Below are 19638 nucleotides of genomic sequence, written 5' to 3' on the forward strand. Positions count from 1 at the left end.
GGAAGGTGTGCAGGCATCCCTCTCAGCGCACTGCATAGTCGCTGAGCCACTGGGCCAGGGCGTCGGCCGGCATGGGCCGGGCGAAATGGTAGCCCTGGGCCTCGTGGCATTGGTACAGGTGCAGGAAGTTGGCCAGCTCCGCCGTCTCCACGCCCTCGGCGATGACCTTGAGCTTGAGGCTGCGCGCCATGCTGATGATGGCGCGCACGATGGCGGCGTCGTCCGGGTCACTCACGATGTCGCGCACGAAGGACTGGTCGATCTTGAGCTTGTCCACAGCAAAGCGCTTGAGGTAGGCCAGGCTGGAATAGCCGGTGCCGAAGTCGTCGATGGACAGGCACACGCCCAGGGCCTTGAAGCGGCGCAGCTTCTCGAGCACCTCTTCGGCGTCCTCGATGAGCAGCGACTCGGTCAGCTCCAGCTCCAGCCGCGCGGGCTCCAGCCCCGACTGCGTGAGCGCCTGCGTGACGCTGTGCAGCAGGTCGCCGCGGCGGAACTGCACGGCCGAGAGGTTCACGGCCATGGTGAGCTCGGGCAGGCCCTGCTGCTGCCAGCGCACGGCCTGGGCGCAGGCCTCCTGCAGGATCCAGTCGCCGATGGGCACGATGAGGCCGCTTTCCTCGGCGGTGGCGATGAAGCGCCCGGGCGGCAGCAATTCGTCGGGGCTGCGCTGCCAGCGCACCAGGGCCTCGACGCCCACCACGCGGCCGCTGGCCAGGTCGATCTGCGGCTGGTAGTGCAGCACGAACTGCCGCTGGTCCAGCGCCCAGTGCAGGGCCGTGCGCAGCTTGAGCTGCTCCAGCGCCTCGGCGTTCATGGTCGAGGTGTAGAAGCGCCAGGTGTTGCGCCCGGCCGCCTTGGCCTGGTACATGGCGGTGTCGGCGCGCTGCAGCAGGGCGTCGAAATCGCGGCCGTCGTCGGGCCACACGGCCACGCCCATGGACAGGCTGGCCGCGAGCTCGTGGCCCTCGATGTGGAAAGGCTCGGCCAGCGCCTGCACGACCTGCGTGGCCATGCGGTTGATGGCCTCCATGTCCTTCACCCCGGTCAGGGCGATGAAGAACTCGTCGCCGCCCTGGCGGCTGATGGTGTCGGCGTCGCGCACGCTGGCGCGCAGGCGCTGCGCCACCTGCTGCAGCATCTGGTCGCCCACGGGGTGGCCCAGCGTGTCGTTGATGGTCTTGAAGTGGTCCAGGTCGAGGTAGAGCAGCGCCACCTTGGTGCCCAGGTGCTCCGACCAGGCCATGGCCAGCTCGAAGCGGTCGCGAAACAGCACGCGGTTGGGCAGGCCGGTCAGGGGGTCGTGGTGCGCCAGGAAATCGATGCGCGCCTCGGCCTCCTTGCGCTCGGTGACGTCCTGGATGAAGGCCAGCACCAGCGGCTCGTTCTCGCTGTCCACCAGCCCCGCCGAGAGGCTCACATGGCGCAGCTCGCCGCTCTTGCAGCGCCACTGGGTCTCGTAGTTGAGCGCCGTGCCGTGCAGGCGCAGTTCCTCCAGCCAGGCCTCGCGCGCCGCCAGGTCGGCCCACAGGCCGATCTCCAGCGTGGTGTGGCCGATCAGGTCCTGCCGCTCCCAGCCGAAGAACTCGGTGTACTTGGTGTTGACTTCGAGGAACAGGCCGTCCGCGGCGCGCGCGATCGAGGCCGCCAGCGGGCTGGCGCTGAAAGCGACCTGGAAGCGCTGCTCCGTCTGGCGCAGCTCGGTGATGTCCTGCATGGAGCCGGAGACGGCCAAAGCGCGGCCCGCGCTGTCGCGCTGCACCTCGCCCGTGGCCCGGCCCACGCGGACCTGGCCGTCCGTGCGGCGAAAGCCGAATTCCGCCTGGTAGAGCGCGTCGCGCGGCCCCGTGCCCAGCGCAGCCTGCACCTGCGTGCCGACGCGCGCGCGGTCCTTGGGCTCCACATGCTGGAGAAACAGCTCGTAGGTCGGCTGCACCTGCCCGGGCGCGTAGCCGAAGCAGGCGAAGGTCTCGTCGCTCCAGTGCAGCACGCCGGTGTCCACCCACCACTCCCAGTGCCCCACATGCGCCAGGCGCGCGACCTGCTCCATGCGGCGGCGCTGCTGCTGGGGGGCGGTCACGTCGCGCAGCAGCTCGATCTTGCTGACGCTGCCGTCGGCATTGGGCAGCGGCATGTCCAGCAGCTCGTAGGTCGTGCCGTTGGGCATGGTCCAGTCCCAGCGCACGGTGTGGCCCGCATAGACCTCGGCGTTCTTGCACCAGGTGCAGGGCGCCGCGCTGCCATGGAAGTACTCGTGGCACTTGCGCCCCTGCACTGGGCCGTAGATCTTCTGCAGGGCGGGGTTGAGGTATTCGATCTCGTAGCGCGGGTTGGCGATGTAGACGCCGTCGGTCAGCGCGTCCGTGATGGCCTGCAGGTGGGCGCGGTCGCTCGCCAGTTGCGCGGCGAGTTCCTGGGTGCGCTTGACTTCGCTGATGTCGGTCCAGGTGAGCACCACGCCGTTGCCGCCGCCCTTGCCTTCGTCACGGTAGGGCACGATGCGCTGGAACACCCAACGCCCGTCGGGCAGGCGCAGCTCGGTCTCGCGGCGCGCGCCGGTTTCCGCGCAGCGCTGCAGTTCGGCAAGAAAGGGCTGCTGCGGGCCGAGCCGGTAGTGGATATCGGCCACCGGCCGGCCGATGTCGCTCGCGCGCAGCGCCAGGTAGTCTTCGACGCCGGGGCTGATGCGGCGCAGGCACAGCCGCTCGTCCAGGAACACGGTGCCGATGTCCGTGCTGTCGAGCAGGTGGTCGTAGTCGCGCGTGAGCGCGGCCAGCTCGTCGTTCTTCGCCTGCAGCTCGCGGTTGAGGGTGTAGAGGTCTTCGTTGACCGACTTGAGTTCCTCGTTGGCGCTTTGCAGCTCCTCGTTGGAGGCGGTGAGTTCCTCGTTGCCCAGGTCCAGGCGCTCGTAGCTGGCGTGCAGTTCGAGCACCATTTCCTGCAGGCGCTCGCGCGTGGCCTGCAGCTCGGCCTGCAGCAGGTGCGCGGGCGGATCGGAGGGGTCCGACAGGCCGTCTTCGAGCCCCGCGGGCACGGACTTCACCGCGGGGCCGGGCGGGTCGATCACTCGCGCCAGGGCCACGCCCTGCTTGCGAAACAGCTTGCTCGTGCGATCCAGGGGGGAGAAGGCGGGAGCGTCCAGCGCCTCCACCGTCTCGCTCGCGCCGAGCATCAGCACGCCGTGCGGCTTGAGCGCGAAATGCAGTTGCGACAAGGCCTTGGCCTGCGCCTCGGGCTGCAGGTAGATCAGCAGGTTGCGGCACACGGCCAGGTCCACGTGCGTGAACGGCGGATCGCACAGCAGGTTGTGGCGCGCAAACACCACGTGGCGGCGCAGCGAGGCGTCCACGCGCATGCGCCCGCGCCCGTCGCGCACCCAGTAGCGCCCGCGCAGGGCCTCGGGCACCACGGCCAGGGCCTGCGCGTCGTACTCGCCATACGAAGCCGCCGCCAGCGCGGCCGCGCCCAGGTCGGTGGCAAAGACCTTCACGTTGCCGTGAAAACCCATGCGCCCCGCCGCCTCCAGGGCCAGCATGGCCAGGGTGTAGGCCTCTTCGCCGGTGGCGCAGCCCGCCGACCAGATGCGCAGCTCCTCGCCCGCGGGGCGGCCGCGCAGCAGGTCGGTGAACACCACGTCGGCCAGGTGCGCGAACATCAGGGGGTCGCGGAAGAACTCGGTCACATGGACCAGCAGGTCGGCGCACAGGGCCTGGCGCTCGGCCTCGTCGGCGTCCAGGCGCTGCAGGTACTGGCCCGGAACATCGGCCTGCACCTGGCCCATGCGGTGGCGCACCCTGCGCGCCAGGGTGGAGTGTTTGTAGCCGGAAAAATCGACCCCGCTGCGCCGGCGCAGCACATCCACCATGGCAGGCAGCTCCGCCAGGGGTTCGTCCAGTGCGGTATCAGCGCTCCAGGGGCCGAGATCGTCCGGATCGGTCGCGGAGTTCTCCATGGAAGGCGATTATGGCAACGCTGCGGGCCTGTCCCGGCCTTGCTGCGTCAGGGTTTTTACGCGGTTCCTGCCCTACACTGGGCCGCTTGTCAGGCATTGCCGCGGTGCACGGGCGCCGGGGCCGGAGGTGGAGGTCATGAAATTCGCAGTGATGGGTGCCGGTGCCGTGGGCTGCTACTACGGCGGCATGCTGGCGCGCGCCGGGCACGAGGTGGTGCTGGTGGGGCGCCCCGCGCACGTGCAGGCCGTGCGCGCGCAGGGCCTGCTGCTGGACACCCGCCAGGGGCAGGAGCGCGTGCACCTGCAGGCCGACACGGACGCCAGCGCCGTGCGCGGCGCCCAGTGCGTGCTGTTTTGCGTCAAGTCCACCGACACCGAGAGCGCCGGCCGCGCCATGGCGCCGCACCTGGCAGACGATGCCGTGGTGCTGAGCCTGCAGAACGGCGTGGACAATGCCGAGCGCCTGCAGGCCGTGCTGGGGCGCACCGTGCTGCCCGCCGTGGTGTACGTGGCCACCAGCATGGCCGGCCCGGGGCATGTGCGCCACCATGGCCGCGGCGACCTGGTGCTGCCGCCCTCCCCGGCCAGCAGCGGCCTGGCCCACCTGATGGCGGCGGCCGGCATCCCCGTGCAGATCTCGGACAACGTGGCCGGTGCGCTGTGGGCCAAGCTGCTGCTCAACTGCGTGTACAACCCGCTGTCGGCCCTCACCGGCCTGCCCTATGGCGCCATCGTGGACAGCCCGGGCCTGGACGTGCCGCGCATGATGGACGACATCGTGCAGGAGTGCCTGGCCGTGGCGCAGGCCTGCGGCGTCACGCTGCCCGAGGGCGCGGCCCAGGCCGTGCTGCCGCTGGCGGCAAGCATGCCCACGCAGATCTCCTCCACCGCCCAGGACCTGGCGCGCGGCCGGCCGACGGAGATCGACCACCTGAACGGCTTCATCGTGCGCCAGGGCCAGGCCCGGGGCGTGCCCACGCCGGTCAACCGCATGCTGCACACCCTGGTGCGCCTGCGCGAGCAGTACCGCAGCGCGGACGGCGCCGCACCTACCTGAGAGCAAAGCACTCTTTTTTTGATAGCTGCCAGCGCTTGATGGATAAGCGCTGGAGCCCTATTTCTTTGCTTTTTTCTTACCCGATTTGCTGGCCTTGACCGCATGGCGGGCCTTGCCCGCCGGGCGCGGCGCCGCCAGGGCCGCGGGCGCGCGGGCGTGGGCCGGCCCCAGGGCCGCGGGCAGGCGGTAGTAGATCGGGCCCTGCAGGCTTTGCGCGATGGGCTGGGCCTGGGCCACCCAGGCCTGCAGGGCGGCAGGCTCGCACACGCCCTGGGGCGTGTCGTCGCGCAGAATGCGCTGCACGCGCAGGCCCTGGGCCGTGCGCTCGTAGTGGCCGCTGTAGCGCAGCGGCTGGCTGCGCACCTGGAAGTCCGGCGGCAGGCGGGTGAAGGCCACGCCGGGCGCCAGTTCGATGTCGTAGGTCTCCTCGCTGTGGTAGCCGTAGCAGCGCACGCGGCGCTGCGGCTGCGGGAAGCTGGCCACCGCCAGGCGCACGACCGACAGCGGCAGGTCCACCACGGGGGCGAGCACGAAGGCGCCCTGCGTGCCCGCCTGCAGGTAGTTGTCGATCTCGAAGGACAGGGCCAGGGCGTAGCGCTCGGCCAGCAGCGGGGTGTCGGCGGGTTCGCCCGCCTCCAGCGTGCCGCGCCCGCGGTAGCCCGAGCGCGCCAGCCACTGGTGCGCGAAGTCGCGCTGCGCCGCTGCGTCGAGGCGGCGCAGGTAGTCGCGCATGCGCGCCGCCTGCACGCCCTGGAACTCCACCTCCATGCGGCCGCGCGCACTGCCGTCGGCCGCCACGCGCAGGCGCGTATGCACGGCCTGGCCGTTGGCGCCGGCCGCTCCGGCCGGGATGCGCCGCAGCGCCGGCTCGGCCTCGCCATGCACCACGTTCTTGCCGTAGGCGTGGGCCGGCAGGTGGCCGAAGGGGATCAGCGCGGCGGAGGCGTCGAGGTAGAGCTGCCAGTCGGGCAGGTAGTTGATCACGTGGTCCAGGCTGGAGAGCACGGGCGTGGCGGGCAGGTCGTAGACCTCGCCCGCGTTCAGCAGCACCTGCTCGCTGCGGATGCCCACGGCCGCCAGCAGTGCCTGCAGCAGCGTGGCCTGGTCCTTGCAATCGCCCGCGCCGCGCGCCAGCACGGCATCCGGCGCCTGCGGCACCATGGCCCCCAGGCCCAGGCAGGCGCCGCCCGCCGGGGCGATGTGCGTGGACACCCATTCGTACAGCAGGCGCGCGCGCTCGCGGGCGTCGTCCGCGCCGCCCGCGACCTCCTGCGCCAGCGCCCGCACGCGCGCCGTGGGCTCGGCCAGGGGCCGGGCGCGGGCGCCATAGGCGCGCGCCAGGGCGCCATGGCTGGCGAAGCTGCTGGCGAGCAGCACGGGGGTTTCCTCCATGCGCCACAGGCCCTCGTCGGCGGCGCTCCAGGGGCGCGCTGCGGGGTTGCGGTACTCCCATTGGCGCTCCACGCTCCCGCCCTGCGTGCTCGCGGGCAGTTCCTGCAGGCCATGGGCCTCGAAGCGCAGGTCCAGGCCCTGGGGCGCGCGCACGGTGATGCGGCTGTCGCGGTGCACGCTGAAGGGCGAGAAGCCATGCGCCAGCGAGAACGCCCCCGGCAGCACGGCCTCCCGGTCGGCGATGCGAAAGCGCACGGCCACGGTGTCGCCCACAGCCACATCGGCAAAGCGCACCAGGGTGCGCGTGCGCGCCGGGTCGCCCTCGTCCGGCGCGCTCTGGAAGCTCGCGGGGGGCACGTCGATGCGCCGCCCGTCCGGCTTCAGGGTGTAGGCCTCCAGCAGGCTGCCCTGCTGCAGGCCGGTGAGAAAGCTGAAGTCATAGGCCGCGGCCTCGGGCAGGGCCTGGGGCTGCAGGATCTTCTGGTGCAGCTCCTTGGTCACCGTGGCGCGCCCGTCGCGCTCCACGTCGTAGCGCACGTGCCAGCGCTCGAGCACCGTGGGCTCGGTCGCCAGCGCCAGGCCGGCCGGCAGCAGGGCGCAGCCCAGGGCGGCGCGCCAGCACAGGCGGCCGAGGGAGAAGGACAGCGGCAGACGCCTGGACATGCTCGGCACCCGCGGCCTACTGGCGCCGCATCCAGACGACAAAGCCGACGAAGAAAAGCCCCAGCAGCAGCGGCACCCACGACAGCAGCGGATGGCTCATGCTGACATTGCCCATGCCCGACCAGATCTCGACCTGCACGCCCGCCAGGCCGAGGTTGGCCGTGGAGCCCGCGTCGATGCGCAGCACCGCCTCGCGGTCCTGCTTCATGCTCACGGGGATGGACACGCCCGTCAGCTCCACGGCCTGGCCGGCGTGCGCGCCTGGCTGCGCCATGGCAGGCAGCAGGAGCTTGTGCACGGTGCCGTCCAGCGCCCAGCCCGCACGCAGGTGCAGGGCGGCTTCGCCGTCGGCGGGCGCGGTGCCGCTGGCCTTGATGACCACGGTGTAGGGGCTGCCCTCGGTGCTCAGGGCCAGGGTGGGCCCGCGCCAGACCGGCTCGCTCTGCGCCGGCGCGGACTGGGCGTCGGCAACGGCGGGCGCCTGCTGCAGGCGCGCCACGGCCTCGGCCGGCAGGTCGATGGTCTGCAGCAGGCGCTGGCCCCACTGGCCCTGCGCGGGCTGGGCGAGCGCGGGCAGCGCCACCAGGCCCAGCAGCAGCCAGGCCCAGCGCCGCAGGGCAGCGCGCATCCAGGTCATGGTCGGCGTCATACAGGCTTTCTTTGATGCTACGTTTTCAATAGCTGGTCGCGCTGATGGACAGAGCGCCAGGGTCGGATTTCGCTATTCTTTCACACGCCGCCACTCGCGCCGCAGGCGCAGGCCGCCGTCGAGCACGAGCAGGCCCACGGCAGCGAACACCAGCGCGTACAGCGGCTCCTGGCCCGGTGCCAGGCTCTCGCCCAGCAGCAGGGCCACGCCCACCAGCAGTACCGGCTCCACGTAGGACAGCAGGCCGAACAGGCCCAGGGGCAACAGCCGGCTGGCCGCCATGTACAGCGCCAGCGCCACGGAGCTGACCACGCCCACCAGCGGCACCAGTGCCCAGAGCGGCGGATGGGCCAGCACCACGGGCAGCGTGGAGGGCGCGCGCAGCACGAACCACAGGGCCACGGGGACAAGCAGGGCCAGGTCCAGCCAGTGCCCGGCGAGCTGCTGCGTGCCGAGCCGGCGGCGCAGGGCAAAGTACACCGGGTAGCCGAGGGCGACCAGCGCCGTCTCCCACGACACGCCGCCCGCGCGCAGCAGTTCCCAGCCCACGCCGAGCGCCGCCAGGGCCGTGGCGGCGCGGTGCGCAGGCGAGAGCTGCTCGCGGTAGAGCACGCGCCCGGTCAGCACCAGCGTGAGCGGCAGCAGGAAGTAGCCCAGCGAGACGGGCAGCGCCCGCCCATGCAACGGCGCCCACATGAAGAGCCAGAGCTGCACCCCGAACAGGGCGCTGCTGAGCACCAGCCCCAGCGCCAGCACGGGCCGCGCGCGCACGCGCTGCAGCAGGGCGCGCAGGTGCGCGCCCTCGCCGCGCCAGAACAGCAGCGCCGTGGTGAACGGCAGCGAGCACAGCACGCGCCAGCCGAAAATGTCTTCCCCGCCCAGCGGCGCCAGGCGCGGCGACAGGTCGTAGAGGGCCGCGAACAGGAAGGATGCGAAAACCGAGGCGGCAATGCCTTTGAACACAGCGGGACAGCCTTTCAGACAGGACGCCGGGCGCCCGGCAGGGGCGCCCGGCCGGCAAACGCTTTACGAAGCGCGGGGCTGGGCCTCGAAAGCGCCGCTGAGCAGCTCGGGCAGGCGGCTGGCCGGCATGCGAAAGCCGCAGGCCTGCGCGTGGCCGCCGCCGCCCATGCTCTCGGCCAGGGGCGAGCAGTCGTAGCCGCGCTGCGAGCGCAGGCCCACCTTGATCAGTCCCTTGGCATTGACCGTCCACAGCAGCGCAAAGCTGCCGCTCCGGTGCGAGAGCATCTCGCCCAGCAGGCTGTGGAAGGCGCTGGGGGCGTTGAGCATCAGGCCGGGTACGCCATTGAAGGTAAGGGGCTGGGCCGCCTCGGCCATGTCGGCGGCGAGCTGGCGGAACTTCTCGTCCATGGCCTGACCGCGGGCGATGAACGCCGCCTGCTGCGGCGCATCGAACGCCAACACCTGCTGCCAGCGCTCGAAGCTCTGGGGCTCCATGTCCAGCGCGGCCAGGTAAGCCGCGCTTTCCGGGTAGCGCCAGGTCCACAGGTCGCGGTCCTCCACGTAGCGCACCAGGTCGGGCAGCGGCGCCTGCGGGTGGAAGAACTCCCAGGCCAGGCGCGCGCCGGACTTGTGCAGGTCGAAATGCACCACGCCGCAGCGGCAGGCAAAGCCCGTGAGGCGCTCGGCAGCGCTCTTGTGGTGGTCCAGCAGCACCAGCTTGGCGGCCTGCGCCTCGATGGCACGCAGGAGCTCGGGGGAAAAGGAAAAGTCCAGTACATACACCGCCCGCCCCTGCAGGGGGGGCAGGTCGGCCAGGCTTTGCACGTCGCCATGGTCCAGGCCCAGGCATTGCACGCGCGCGCCATAGAACAGCCAGGCCGCCAGCGCGGCCGCAAAGCCGTCGGGGCAGCCCTTGCCGTGGAACAGCACCAGGGGGTCGGGGTCATGGCGGTCGGGCGCCACCAACAGCCGCAGGGGAAGAATCGTCGTCATGCAGGCGATTGTCGCCTGCCCGCACGCCGGCGCCTGGCCTGCGCGGGCCTACAGGCCCAGCCAGCGCCGCCACCAGGAGGGCGCAGCCTCGCGGGCGCCGCGCTGCGCGAGCTGCTGCGCCAACTGCGCGCGGCCATGCCGGCGCGCGGCCTGCAGCGGGGTGAGCCCGTCGAACTCCGAGCGCAGGTGCGGGCTGGCCCCGTGCTCCAGCAGGAACTGCGCCACCGCATCGTGGCCCTGGACCAGGCTGGCGACCAGCGGGGTGCACATCACCTCCGGATGCTGGTAGTCCGGATCGACGCCCGAGAGGATGTGGTGGCGCACGCGCGGCAGATCGCCCGCCAGCGCGGCCGCATACATGTCTTTCCAGTCGCCTGCGGACATCGGATACCCCGGTGGTTGTGCACGTGGGCACGCATCATAGGGCTTGTATAGTTGCCCGGCCACGCCCTGCACCCAGCCGCACCGACCATGACCGCCCTCCCCATCCTCTGGCGCGACGAGCATCTGGTCGCCATCTACAAGCCCCCCGGCTGGCTGGTGCACCGCACGGGGCTGGACGCGGGGGAAACCCGCTTCGTGGTGCAGACGCTGCGCGACCAACTGGGCTGCCATGTCTACCCCGTGCACCGGCTCGACAAGGGCACCTGCGGCGTGCTGGCGCTGGCCCTGCACCCGCAGGCGGCGCGCCGCCTGAGCGAAGCCTTCGAGCAGCAGCGCGTGGCCAAGCGCTACCTGGCCGCGGTGCGCGGCTGGGCACCGGCCCGCGCCGAGGTCGATCACGCCCTGCGCCCCGACGACGCGCCCCCCGATGCGCCCGCGCAGGCCGCACGCACCCGCTTCACCTGCCTGGCGCGGCTGGAACTGCCGCTGGAGAGCGACCCGCGCTTTGCCAGCACGCGCGCCAGCCTGGTGCTGGCCGAGCCCGCCACGGGGCGGCGCCACCAGATCCGCCGCCACCTCAAGCACCTGGCCCACCCCATCCTCGGCGACGCCACGCACGGCAAGGGCCCGCTCAACCGCTGGTGGGCCGGACAACTGGGCCTGCAGCGCCTGTGGCTGCATGCCTGGAGCCTGCAACTGCCCCACCCCTGCAGCGGCGCGCCGCTGCAGGTGCACAGCGGCCTGGCCCTGGCGCCGGCCGCAGCTGGCGCGCCGCCCGGCCCGGCGGGCCTGGAGGACTGGCACGCCCTGCTGCACGCCCTGCCCTGGCAATGGGCGGGGCCTGAATCCTTCCCGGGCGCCGGCGCGCCACCGTGAGTGCAGGGGGCCTCAGCCGCGGGGCGGGCCGCGCCGCGCACCCTTGCGCTGGCGTTCCAGCTCCAGCTTGCGCGCCTTGCGCTCGGCCTCCTGCGCCTGGCCCGCGGCCAGCCAGGCCTCGAACTCCTGCGGCGTCTCCAGGGTGATGCGGCCCAGCGCGGCACTGCGAAAGTCGGTCAGCACCAGCTCGGCCGCCTTCTGCACGTTGACGCGCCCGCCGCTCATCACCGCGCCACGCTTGCGCCCTATGGCATCGAGCAGTTCGTGGTCGGGCAGGGCCGCCAGCGCAGCGGGCTCCAGGCCCAGGCGGTAGCGCGCCTCCAGCAGCGGCGCATAGGCCGCCTGCAGGCGGCGCAGCAGCTCCAGCGCCACGAGCTCCTCGTCGTAGGCATTGCGCCCCATGGCGCCGCTGGCGGCCAGGTGGTAGCCACTCTCGGGCACGATGATCTTGGGCCACAGCATGCCGGGCGTGTCCCAGAGGTAGAAGTCGTCCTCGAGCACAATGCGCTGTTCCTGCTTGGTGATGCCGGCCTCGTCACCCGTCTTGGCCTCACGCTTCTTGCTCAGGGTGTTGATCAGGGTGGACTTGCCCACATTGGGCACGCCCACGATGAGCACGCGCATGGGGCGCGACATGCCCACGCGCTGCGGCGCCAGCGCGCGGCAGCCCTGGATGAGCTTGCGCGCCGGAGCGCTGTCGGAGGCGTCGAGCGCCAGCGCCTGCGTGCCCGGACGCGCGCTGTACCAGGCCAGCCACAGCGCCGTGCGCTCGGGGTCGGCCACGTCCTGCTTGTTGAGCACCTTGAGCGTGGGCTTGTGGCCCGTGAGCTCGGCCAGCAGGGGGTTGCCGCTCGAGCCCGGCAGCCGGGCGTCGAGCAGTTCGATGACCACGTCGATGTTCTTGACGCGCTCGGCAATGGCCTTGCGCGTCAGGTGCATATGGCCGGGAAACCACTGGATGGACATGGGAGCTTTCGTTTCGTGCATTCAACCGGTAGGAAGCGGCCTGCACCGCCCGCCAGACCGGACTCAAAGGCGGCACAGTCCGGCCGCCAGCGCCAGCCCGTGCACCACCGCAGCGGCAATGCCCAGCGCCAGCGCGGGCCGCAGACGCTGCACATTGTCGCGGTAACGCCAAAGCCCCGCGGCGCCGAGCAGGGACAGGGGCAGCGCGCCCAGGGCCCACAGCGCCCCGGCGGGCAGCACGCCGGCCGCCACCCACAGCGCCAGCCCGGCGTGCGCCGTCAGGGCCAGGGCCAGGCACAGCAGCGCGGCCCGCCGCGTGCCCAGGCGCACGACCAGGGTGCGCTTGCCCACCTGGGCATCGGAGGCGGCATCCGGAAAGCCGTTGCCGATGAGGATGTTGGCCACCAGCAGGGCGTAGCCCGTCGCAGCGGCCACGGCCGGCAGGGCGGCGTGCCCGCGCTGCACATAGTCCGTCCCCACCACCACCAGGCCCCAGGCCAGCCCCACGGCCACCTCGCCCCAGCCGCGCGCCATCAGCGCCAGCGGCGGCATGGAATACGCCCAGCCCAGGGCCAGGCCGGCCAGGCCTATCCACCACAGCGCCGGCCCGGCGTGCCAGGCCAGCACGGCCCCCGCCGCCACGACCACGGCCAGCAGCACCAGCGCCACGCGGTGCATGTCGAGCGCCCGCACCACTCCCGATTGCACCAGGCGCGAACCGCCCGTGAACGGAAAAAGCCCTTGCCCATTGGCGGCATCGGCGCCATTGAGCGCGTCGGCATGGTCGTTGAGCATATTGGCCGCGGCGTGCAGCAGCAGGGCCAGCAGCACCGTCACCAGGGCCCGCGGCACGGACGAGAACGCCCCGGCCGCGCAGGCCGAGGCCAGGCCCAGCACGCAGCCCACGAGCGTGGCCACCAGAAAGCCCGGCCGCGCCATGCGCAGCAGCAGTGCCACGGACCAGCGCGGGCGCACCGACACGGCGGAAGGCGGCAAGGCGCTCAGACCAGCAGGCCCTCGGGCGAGACGTAGCGCTGGCGCCATTCTTCGAACGGCAGGCTGTCGGCCGCCTCGATGGCTTTCTGCGCCTCGATCGACTGGCGCGCCAGGGCCTCGTAGCGCGCCTGTTGCGCAGCCTGCCAGGGCAGGGCCAGCAGGTGGTCGCGCGCCTGCTGCGACTGCTGCGTGGTGAAGGAAGAAAAGCTGTGCCCGTGCTCCGCCTGCATGCGCTCGAGCACGCGCGCCGACGGCGTGTCCTCGGGGCGCGCGAGCAGGCCCTGCGCCTGCTGCAGGGCGGCGCGGTAGTCGGAGCCGCCGCTGCTGGCGTCCAGCGCGGCTGCCAGCGGAGCGCACTGCGCGAGGATCTCGGCGGCCCAGGCGCTCAGCGGCACGCTCTGGCCCTGGCGCTGCAGGCACAGGCCGCTTTCGCGCCCGCGCCCGGCGGTAAGCAACTGGTTGGCACGCAGCTCGGCGATCTCGGCCGGGGTGTCGGGCGGGCTGTCCGACAGCAGGCAGTGCAGCAGGAACACGTCGAGCAGGCGCATGGTGGACGCGGTGATGCCCACGGGCACGAAGGGGTCGAGGTCCATGAGCCGCACCTCCACGTACTCCACGCCGCGCTCGCGCAGCGCGTGCAGTGGGCGCTCGCCGCTTTGGACCGTGCGCTTGGGGCGGATGGTGCCGTAGAACTCGTTCTCGATCTGCAGCAGGCTGGTGGCCAGTTGGTTGTAGTCGCCCCCCGGGTTGCGGATGCCCACGGTCTCGTAGGCCGGGTACGGGCGCGTGAGCGCCTCGTGCAGCGAATTGGCGTAGCCCTGCAGCCCGTTGTAGCTCACCGACAGCGAGGACTGCGCCTCGCTCTGGTAGCCCAGGCGCCCCATGCGCAGCGAAGTGGCATGCGGCAGGTACAGGGCCTTGCCGCCGGGCAGGGGCTGCAGATGGTGCGCGCGCCCCTCGACGAAGCAGGGGCACAGCGCGGGCGAGGCGCCAAACAGGTACAGCAGTACGAAGGCGTGGCGGCGGAAGTTGCGGATCAGGCCGAAATACTCGTCGCTGGTCACGCCCGGCAGCGACCAGTTGTAGTGGATGCCCGAGATGGTCTGCATGCGCCGCCCGTAGCGGTGGCCCAGGCCCATGCGGTAAATGCTCTTGGCGCGCCCGATGTTCGAGCTGCCGTAGCGACCCAGCGGAATGGTCTCGTCCGTGGGCAGGTTGCACGGCATGCTGGAGACCCAGAGCATCTCGCCGCCCTGGACCTGGAGCACGCGGTAGACGTACTGGTGGATCTCGGTCAGCTCGTCCAGGCAGGCCTGCACCCCGGTGTGCGCGCCGGTGATGAGCTCGATCTGCGATTCGCTGTAATCCGTGGTGATGCAAGGGTGCGTGAGCGCCGAGCCCAGGGCCGCCGGGTGCGGCGTCAGGGCCAGGGCCTCGCCCGTGGGCAGCACACGCAGGCCCTCTTTCTCTATGCCGCGGCGCATGCCCGCCAGGCGGTTGGCGTCCAGGCGGGCGATGCGTTCCTGCAAGATGTTCATGGTGCTTGCCATTTTGTTTTTTGCGGCCCGGAACTTAGCACGCCCGGAGCAGGCCTGCATTGCGCCGGGTCATGCCGGGCCGCGGGGCGCGGCCGGGCCGAGCAGCACCGCCCGCAGGCCTCAGGCGCCCGCCGCCATGGCCTTTTCCACCTCGATCGCACCCTGCGCCGCACCGCTGGCGGGCACCTGCTCGCCGGTGCGGTCGGTCACCTCGGCCAGGCGGGCCGCAAGCTGCTCGGGCACATCGGCGCCCAGGCCCAGGTGGATGCCCTGGGTGAGCGTGATGTGCGCGGCCTCGAAGCTGCCGCCGCCCGCGCACAGGATGGTGCGCGTGGGCGCGCTCTCGTGGGCCAGCACCAGCATGGCGGGCACCACGGCCTCGGGCTGCAGCGCGTCCAGCAGCTGCTGCGGGAACAGCGACTCGGTCATGCGCGTGGCCGCCGTAGGGGCCAGGGCGTTGGCGTGGATGCCGTACTTGGCCCCTTCGATGGCCAGCGTCTGCATCAGGCCCACCTGGGCGAGCTTGGCCGCGCCGTAGTTGGCCTGGCCGAAGTTGCCGTACAGGCCGGTGGAGGACGTGGTCATGACGATGCGTCCGTAGTTCTGCGCCACCATGTGCGGCCACACGGCCTTGCAGCAATACGCCGCCCCCATGAGGTGCACCTGCACCACGAGTGCGAAGTCCGCCATGTCCATCTTGGCGAAGGACTTGTCGCGCAGGATGCCGGCGTTGTTCACCAGGATGTCCACGCGCCCCCAGGCATCCACGGCCTGCTGCACCATGGCCTGCACGGCGGCGAAGTCGGTCACCGAGGCGCCATTGGCCAGCGCCTCGCCGCCCGCGGCGCGGATCTCGTCGACCACGGCCTGCGCGGCCGTGACCGAGCCGCCGCTGCCGTCCACCGCGCCGCCCAGGTCATTGACCAGCACTTTGGCGCCGCGCCGCGCCAGCGCCAGCGCATGCTGGCGCCCCAGGCCGCCGCCCGCGCCCGTCACGATGGCCACGCGGCCCTTGAAATCCAGTTCCATGGTGCATCCACTCCTTGTGTATTCGACGAAAAGGAAAACGGGTCGCGCACGGGACTGCCCGGCGCGACAGCGCGCGCCACTTTACGCTACAAACCCGGCTGCCACAGTACCGTGCGCGACTTCCTCCACCGTCAGCTCCGCCATGCAGCCCATTGCCCCCACCCAGATCGAAACCCCGCGCGACTCCGCCACCGTGGTGCTGCTGCGCGACAGCCCCGAAGGCCTGCAGACCCTGCTGCTGCGCCGGCATGCGCAGATGGCGAACATGGCCGGCGTCTATGTGTTCCCGGGCGGCAAGCTCGACGCCGAGGACAGCGATCCGGCCAGCGCCGCCCTGCTCGACCGCAGCCCCGCGGACCTGCACGCCGGCCTGGGCGAGCCCGGCATCGCCCCGGCGACGGCCGCCGGCCTGCACGTGGCGGCGCTGCGCGAGGCGCTGGAGGAATGCGGCCTGCTGCTGGCCGAGGCGGCCGCGCCCCAGGCGCGCCTGGACGCACCGCACGCACGCGCCCTGCTGCACGCGGGCCAGCCCTTTGCGCAGGTGCTTGCCGGCCTGGGCCTGCGCCTGGCCACGCGCCAACTGGCGCCCTGGTCGCGCTGGATCACGCCGCTGGCGCCCGCCATGGGCACGCGGCGCTTCGACACGCGCTTTTTCGTCGCCGAGGCGCCCGCAGGCCAGACGGCCCTGCACGACAACGAGGAAACCACCGAAAGCGTCTGGCTGGCGCCGCGCGCCGCGCTGGAGCAGTACCGCGACGGGGCCATCGACCTGGCACCGCCGCAGATCATGAGCCTGGCGCAACTGGCGCGCCACGCCAGCGTGCACAGCGTGCTGGCGGCCGCACGCCGCCAGAGCCCGCCCACCATCCTGCCCGAGGCTTTCGTGGACGCGGGCGCGCGCACCATCTGCTACCCGGGCGACCCCCTGCACTCGGTGCGCGAACGCGCCCTGCCCGGCCCCACGCGGCTGCGCCAGCAGGGGCGGCGGTTTCTGCCCGAGGAAGGCTTCGAGGCGCTGTTCGCATAAGAGCCTGTTCACAATCTTTTCATAGTGCCCGTTGCCCCGCAAAAGTGGCAGGTGCAAGGCAGCAAAAAGCCGCACTCGTCGTTGCGCACCTTGCCCAGGCCGCCAGCATGGCCTGCGGCGCGCGCCTAGATTGCGGCTTTTTGCTGCCTTGCGGGCACTATGAAAAGATTGTGAACAGGCTCTAAGCGCCCCGCGGCCGGCCGCGCTCAGGCCGGCGCTGGTGCGTACTGCACCGGGCGGCTGTAGCGCGGGTCGCGGTGCCAGTCCCAGTAGGTCTGCACGAGCTGGCGCGTGACGGGCCCCACCGCGCCATCGCCCACGGGCTGGCCATCGACGCGCGTGACGGGCAGCACGCCGCCGCCCGAGGTGGAGAGAAACACCTCGCGTGCGCCGCGCAGCTCGGCGGCCGGCAGGGCACGCACCTGCAGCGGCAGGCCCGCCGCCTGCGCCATCTCGAGCACCGTGCGCCGCGTGATGCCCTCGAGCACCCCCTCGGCGGGCGTGACCAGCACGCCCTCGGCGTTCACGCAGAACACGTTGAAGCCCGGTCCCTCGACCACATGGCCCGCGCCGTCCGAGAGCACCACGGTATCGCCGCCCGCATCGAGCGCGCCGAGCAGGCCCATGGTCAGGTCGTTCCAGTGGTAGTTCTTGGCGCGCGGGTCCACGCTGTGCGCGGGAATGCGCTGCACGCTGCTGACCACCAGGTTGAGCCCGCGTGCGCGCTGCTCGGCGTTGGCAATCCAGACAAAGGGCACGGCAAAAGCGTAGAACTGGTTGACCGCCTGGCGCGGGTCGCGCGAGCCCCAGGGCGGCTGGCCGCGCGTGACGATCATCTCCACATACGAGTCGCGCAGGCCCGACAGGCGCACGCAATGCTCCAGCACCGCCGTGATCTGCTCTGCCGTGCGCCCCGGGTCGAGGCGAAAGCGCGCGCAGCTCGCGAGAAAGCGCTCCAGGTGCGCATCGAGCCGGAAGAAGGCGCCCTGCCACACCGTGACCACGTCGTAGGTCGCGTCCGAGCGCAGAAAGCCCCAGTCGGTGATGGGGATGGCGGCCTCGCCGATGGGAACGTACTGGCCGCGCACATAGGCGGCGCCCTGGGAGAAGTCGGGGGTGGGGGTGGTGTGTGGCATGCAGCCATTGTGGCGCGCCGCGCCGCCTCTGCGGCATACCCGAGCGACACCCTGCGGAACTATCAAAACAATAGCTGCTTGCGCTTGATCAGCAAGCGCCAGGGGCCTATTTGATGCATAAGGATGAACCAGGGCCGCGGGTTATCCCTGCCCGCACTGGACAATCGTGTGGACAACTCGGGACAAGCGCTGTATGACAACGCCAAGTCCTTGATTTGCAAGCACAAGGCTTGCGCTGCTGCATTTTTGTGCACGCCCGTGCGTGCGCCCGGCTTGCCCCCCAGCCGCACCAGGATGCCGGTTTTTCGCTAGCATGCCGCGCTTTCCCCTGCACGCGGCCCGCCGCCGCAATCCCCCATGAGCACGAGTCCGTCGCCCGGCATTCCGTTCTTCACCCTGCGCACCGAGCCCGACGGCCAGCAGTGCGACGCCTGGCCCGAGCACACCCTGCTCGACTCCATGGAACAGGGCGGCATCGCCTGGCCCAGCTCCTGCCGCAGCGGCAACTGCCGCACCTGCATCGCACAACTGGCCCAGGGCCAGGTGCGCTACCGCATGGAGTGGCCCGGCCTCACCCCCGAGGAGCACGCCAGCGGCTGCGTGCTGCCCTGCGTGGCCTACCCCACGTCCGACCTGGTGCTGGAAGTGCCGTCCATCTGAAACGGCGGCCGCACGCCCTGTGGCCCGGATCGGCGCCGCGGCAGCGGGGGTGAACTAAAATCCCCTCTTTCGGGCCGTGCCGCATCCAGCGCGTGCGCCCCCCGTGCGGCAGCGCCGCATCGCTCGTTCTTTGGCAAGGCCTGCGGGGCGGTCCGGCCCGCCTGGCAGCACCGGGGAACCCGCGTTGCGCTCGGCCACCCGGTGCGCCCCTCCCCCAGACGAAAGCTTGCGCATGAACACCACCCCCACCCCCGCGCCGATCTCGCCGGTGCAAGACATCGTTGCCGAGCTGCGCGCCGGGCGCATGGTCATCCTCGTGGACGAGGAAGACCGCGAGAACGAGGGCGACCTGGTCCTGGCCGCCGACCATGTGACGCCCGAGGCCATCAACTTCATGGCGCGCTTCGGCCGCGGGCTGATCTGCCTGACGCTCACGCGCGAGCGCTGCGAATTCCTCAAGCTCCCGCCCATGGCGGCGCGCAACGGCACCGTGTACAGCACGGCCTTCACCGTCTCCATCGAGGCGGCCGAGGGCGTGACCACCGGCATCTCCGCCGCCGACCGCGCGCGCACCGTGCAGGTGGCCGTGGCCAAGGCAAGTCAGCCGAGCGACCTGGTGCAGCCCGGCCACATCTTCCCGCTGCAGGCCGTCGATGGCGGCGTGCTCATGCGCGCGGGCCACACCGAGGCCGGCTGCGACCTCGCTGCCATGGCCGGCTGCAGCCCCGCTGCCGTGATCTGCGAGATCATGAAGGACGACGGCACCATGGCGCGCCTGCCCGACCTGCAGCTCTTTGCCGCGGAGCACGGCATCAAGATCGGCACCATTGCCGCCCTCATCGAATACCGCAGCCGCACCGAGTCCCTGGTCGAGAAGGTGGGCCAGCGCCCGCTGCGCACGGCCTTTGGCGACTTCACCGCCCACGCCTTCCGCGACAAGCCCAGCGGTGCCGTGCACCTGGCGCTGGTGCAGGGCCAGTGGGGCGCCGACGAGGTCGTGCCCGTGCGCGTGCACGAGCCGCTGTCGGTGTTCGACGTGCTGGAGGTGCACCGCTCCATGCACTCCTGGAGCCTGGACACCAGCCTGGCCTACATCGCCCAGCAGGGGCGCGGCGTGGCCGTGCTGCTCAACTGCGGCGAGTCGGGCGCGCAACTGCTGGAGCAGTTCGAAGGCAAGGCCCGCGCCGCCCAGGCGCCCGAGCGTGGCCGCATGGACCTGCGCACCTACGGCGTGGGCGCGCAGATCCTGCGCGAAGTGGGCGTTGCCAAGATGCAGCTCATGGGCCAGCCGCGCCGCCTGCCCAGCATGGCGGGCTACGGGCTCGAGATCACCGGATACATCCCCAAGGAATAAGGA

General features: G+C 71.6%; 16 protein-coding genes. 5 read left to right on the plus strand and 11 right to left on the minus strand.

The features are described from left to right. Positions 1 to 22: 22 nt before the first annotated feature. Positions 23 to 3952: an EAL domain-containing protein gene (locus CGR01S_RS16230; protein WP_052382574.1), complete on the minus strand. Its 3930-nt coding sequence runs from the start codon at positions 3950 to 3952 to the stop codon at positions 23 to 25. A 136-nt stretch (positions 3953 to 4088) separates the two neighbouring features. Between CGR01S_RS16230 and CGR01S_RS13980 the strand changes: the two genes are divergently transcribed. Continuing rightward, entirely contained in the window at positions 4089 to 5009 is a 921-nt protein-coding gene (locus CGR01S_RS13980) for a ketopantoate reductase family protein (RefSeq protein ID WP_042428583.1), read from the plus strand. A 57-nt stretch (positions 5010 to 5066) separates the two neighbouring features. On the opposite strand, the gene CGR01S_RS13985 is transcribed toward CGR01S_RS13980, so the two are convergent. From CGR01S_RS13985 to CGR01S_RS14005, 5 genes are all read right to left on the minus strand, one after another. Further along, positions 5067 to 7064, minus strand: coding sequence for a DUF3857 domain-containing protein (locus CGR01S_RS13985; RefSeq protein ID WP_042428444.1), 1998 nt, complete (start codon positions 7062 to 7064; stop codon positions 5067 to 5069). Positions 7065 to 7080: 16 nt separating this feature from the next. After that, entirely contained in the window at positions 7081 to 7713 is a 633-nt protein-coding gene (locus CGR01S_RS13990) for a hypothetical protein (protein ID WP_042428446.1), read from the minus strand. Positions 7714 to 7785: 72 nt separating this feature from the next. Further along, entirely contained in the window at positions 7786 to 8676 is an 891-nt protein-coding gene (gene rarD, locus CGR01S_RS13995; RefSeq protein WP_042428449.1) for an EamA family transporter RarD, read from the minus strand. A gap of 63 nt (positions 8677 to 8739) precedes the next feature. Next, positions 8740 to 9669, minus strand: a complete 930-nt coding sequence (locus CGR01S_RS14000; RefSeq protein ID WP_042428452.1) for a DHH family phosphoesterase — start codon at positions 9667 to 9669, stop codon at positions 8740 to 8742. Between the two features lie 48 nt (positions 9670 to 9717). Further along, on the minus strand, positions 9718 to 10053 hold the full coding sequence (locus CGR01S_RS14005; RefSeq protein WP_042428455.1) for an ankyrin repeat domain-containing protein: 336 nt from the start codon (positions 10051 to 10053) through the stop codon (positions 9718 to 9720). An 87-nt stretch (positions 10054 to 10140) separates the two neighbouring features. Here CGR01S_RS14005 and CGR01S_RS14010 point away from each other — a divergent pair, with 87 nt between their 5' ends. Beyond that, positions 10141 to 10929, plus strand: coding sequence for a pseudouridine synthase (locus tag CGR01S_RS14010; protein WP_042428458.1), 789 nt, complete (start codon positions 10141 to 10143; stop codon positions 10927 to 10929). Positions 10930 to 10941: 12 nt separating this feature from the next. Here CGR01S_RS14010 and ylqF read toward each other — a convergent pair whose 3' ends face one another. From ylqF to CGR01S_RS14030, 4 genes are all read right to left on the minus strand, one after another. After that, positions 10942 to 11895, minus strand: a complete 954-nt coding sequence (ylqF, locus tag CGR01S_RS14015; protein WP_042428461.1) for a ribosome biogenesis GTPase YlqF — start codon at positions 11893 to 11895, stop codon at positions 10942 to 10944. A gap of 63 nt (positions 11896 to 11958) precedes the next feature. After that, positions 11959 to 12891 (minus strand): prenyltransferase, encoded by a 933-nt coding sequence (locus tag CGR01S_RS14020; RefSeq protein WP_217997539.1) that lies wholly within the window; start codon positions 12889 to 12891, stop codon positions 11959 to 11961. Between the two features lie 5 nt (positions 12892 to 12896). Continuing rightward, a complete protein-coding gene (gene gshA / locus CGR01S_RS14025) occupies positions 12897 to 14429 on the minus strand; it encodes a glutamate--cysteine ligase (protein WP_042428465.1) in 1533 nt (510 codons plus the stop codon). 120 nt (positions 14430 to 14549) lie between these two features. Continuing rightward, complete coding sequence (locus CGR01S_RS14030; protein ID WP_042428467.1) at positions 14550 to 15458, minus strand: SDR family oxidoreductase; 909 nt, start codon at positions 15456 to 15458, stop codon at positions 14550 to 14552. A 142-nt stretch (positions 15459 to 15600) separates the two neighbouring features. Here CGR01S_RS14030 and CGR01S_RS14035 point away from each other — a divergent pair, with 142 nt between their 5' ends. Then, on the plus strand, positions 15601 to 16485 hold the full coding sequence (locus CGR01S_RS14035; RefSeq protein WP_042428469.1) for an NUDIX hydrolase: 885 nt from the start codon (positions 15601 to 15603) through the stop codon (positions 16483 to 16485). Positions 16486 to 16691: 206 nt separating this feature from the next. On the opposite strand, the gene CGR01S_RS14040 is transcribed toward CGR01S_RS14035, so the two are convergent. Beyond that, positions 16692 to 17621, minus strand: coding sequence for an aminotransferase class IV (locus tag CGR01S_RS14040; RefSeq protein ID WP_042428471.1), 930 nt, complete (start codon positions 17619 to 17621; stop codon positions 16692 to 16694). Positions 17622 to 17978: 357 nt separating this feature from the next. Between CGR01S_RS14040 and CGR01S_RS14045 the strand changes: the two genes are divergently transcribed. Both CGR01S_RS14045 and ribBA read left to right on the plus strand, forming a co-directional pair. Then, entirely contained in the window at positions 17979 to 18281 is a 303-nt protein-coding gene (locus CGR01S_RS14045) for a 2Fe-2S iron-sulfur cluster-binding protein (protein WP_042428474.1), read from the plus strand. Positions 18282 to 18513: 232 nt separating this feature from the next. Then, entirely contained in the window at positions 18514 to 19635 is a 1122-nt protein-coding gene (ribBA, locus tag CGR01S_RS14050) for a bifunctional 3,4-dihydroxy-2-butanone-4-phosphate synthase/GTP cyclohydrolase II (protein ID WP_042428477.1), read from the plus strand. Positions 19636 to 19638: the final 3 nt, after the last annotated feature.

The sequence above is a fragment of the Comamonas granuli NBRC 101663 genome, assembly GCF_000739995.1.
In the GTDB taxonomy this organism is placed as follows: domain Bacteria; phylum Pseudomonadota; class Gammaproteobacteria; order Burkholderiales; family Burkholderiaceae_C; genus Simplicispira; species Simplicispira granuli.

Excerpts from the sequence above, each read along its gene's own strand:
- CGR01S_RS16230 (WP_052382574.1), bottom strand. The coding sequence starts at position 3,952 with ATGGAGAACTCCGCGACCGATCCGGACGATCTCGGCCCCTGGAGCGCT.
- CGR01S_RS13980 (WP_042428583.1), top strand. The coding sequence starts at position 4,089 with ATGAAATTCGCAGTGATGGGTGCCGGTGCCGTGGGCTGCTACTACGGC.
- CGR01S_RS13985 (WP_042428444.1), bottom strand. The coding sequence starts at position 7,064 with ATGTCCAGGCGTCTGCCGCTGTCCTTCTCCCTCGGCCGCCTGTGCTGG.
- CGR01S_RS13990 (WP_042428446.1), bottom strand. The coding sequence starts at position 7,713 with ATGACGCCGACCATGACCTGGATGCGCGCTGCCCTGCGGCGCTGGGCC.
- CGR01S_RS14000 (WP_042428452.1), bottom strand. The coding sequence starts at position 9,669 with ATGACGACGATTCTTCCCCTGCGGCTGTTGGTGGCGCCCGACCGCCAT.
- CGR01S_RS14005 (WP_042428455.1), bottom strand. The coding sequence starts at position 10,053 with ATGTCCGCAGGCGACTGGAAAGACATGTATGCGGCCGCGCTGGCGGGC.
- CGR01S_RS14010 (WP_042428458.1), top strand. The coding sequence starts at position 10,141 with ATGACCGCCCTCCCCATCCTCTGGCGCGACGAGCATCTGGTCGCCATC.
- ylqF (WP_042428461.1), bottom strand. The coding sequence starts at position 11,895 with ATGTCCATCCAGTGGTTTCCCGGCCATATGCACCTGACGCGCAAGGCC.
- gshA (WP_042428465.1), bottom strand. The coding sequence starts at position 14,429 with ATGAACATCTTGCAGGAACGCATCGCCCGCCTGGACGCCAACCGCCTG.
- CGR01S_RS14030 (WP_042428467.1), bottom strand. The coding sequence starts at position 15,458 with ATGGAACTGGATTTCAAGGGCCGCGTGGCCATCGTGACGGGCGCGGGC.
- CGR01S_RS14035 (WP_042428469.1), top strand. The coding sequence starts at position 15,601 with ATGCAGCCCATTGCCCCCACCCAGATCGAAACCCCGCGCGACTCCGCC.
- CGR01S_RS14040 (WP_042428471.1), bottom strand. The coding sequence starts at position 17,621 with ATGCCACACACCACCCCCACCCCCGACTTCTCCCAGGGCGCCGCCTAT.
- CGR01S_RS14045 (WP_042428474.1), top strand. The coding sequence starts at position 17,979 with ATGAGCACGAGTCCGTCGCCCGGCATTCCGTTCTTCACCCTGCGCACC.
- ribBA (WP_042428477.1), top strand. The coding sequence starts at position 18,514 with ATGAACACCACCCCCACCCCCGCGCCGATCTCGCCGGTGCAAGACATC.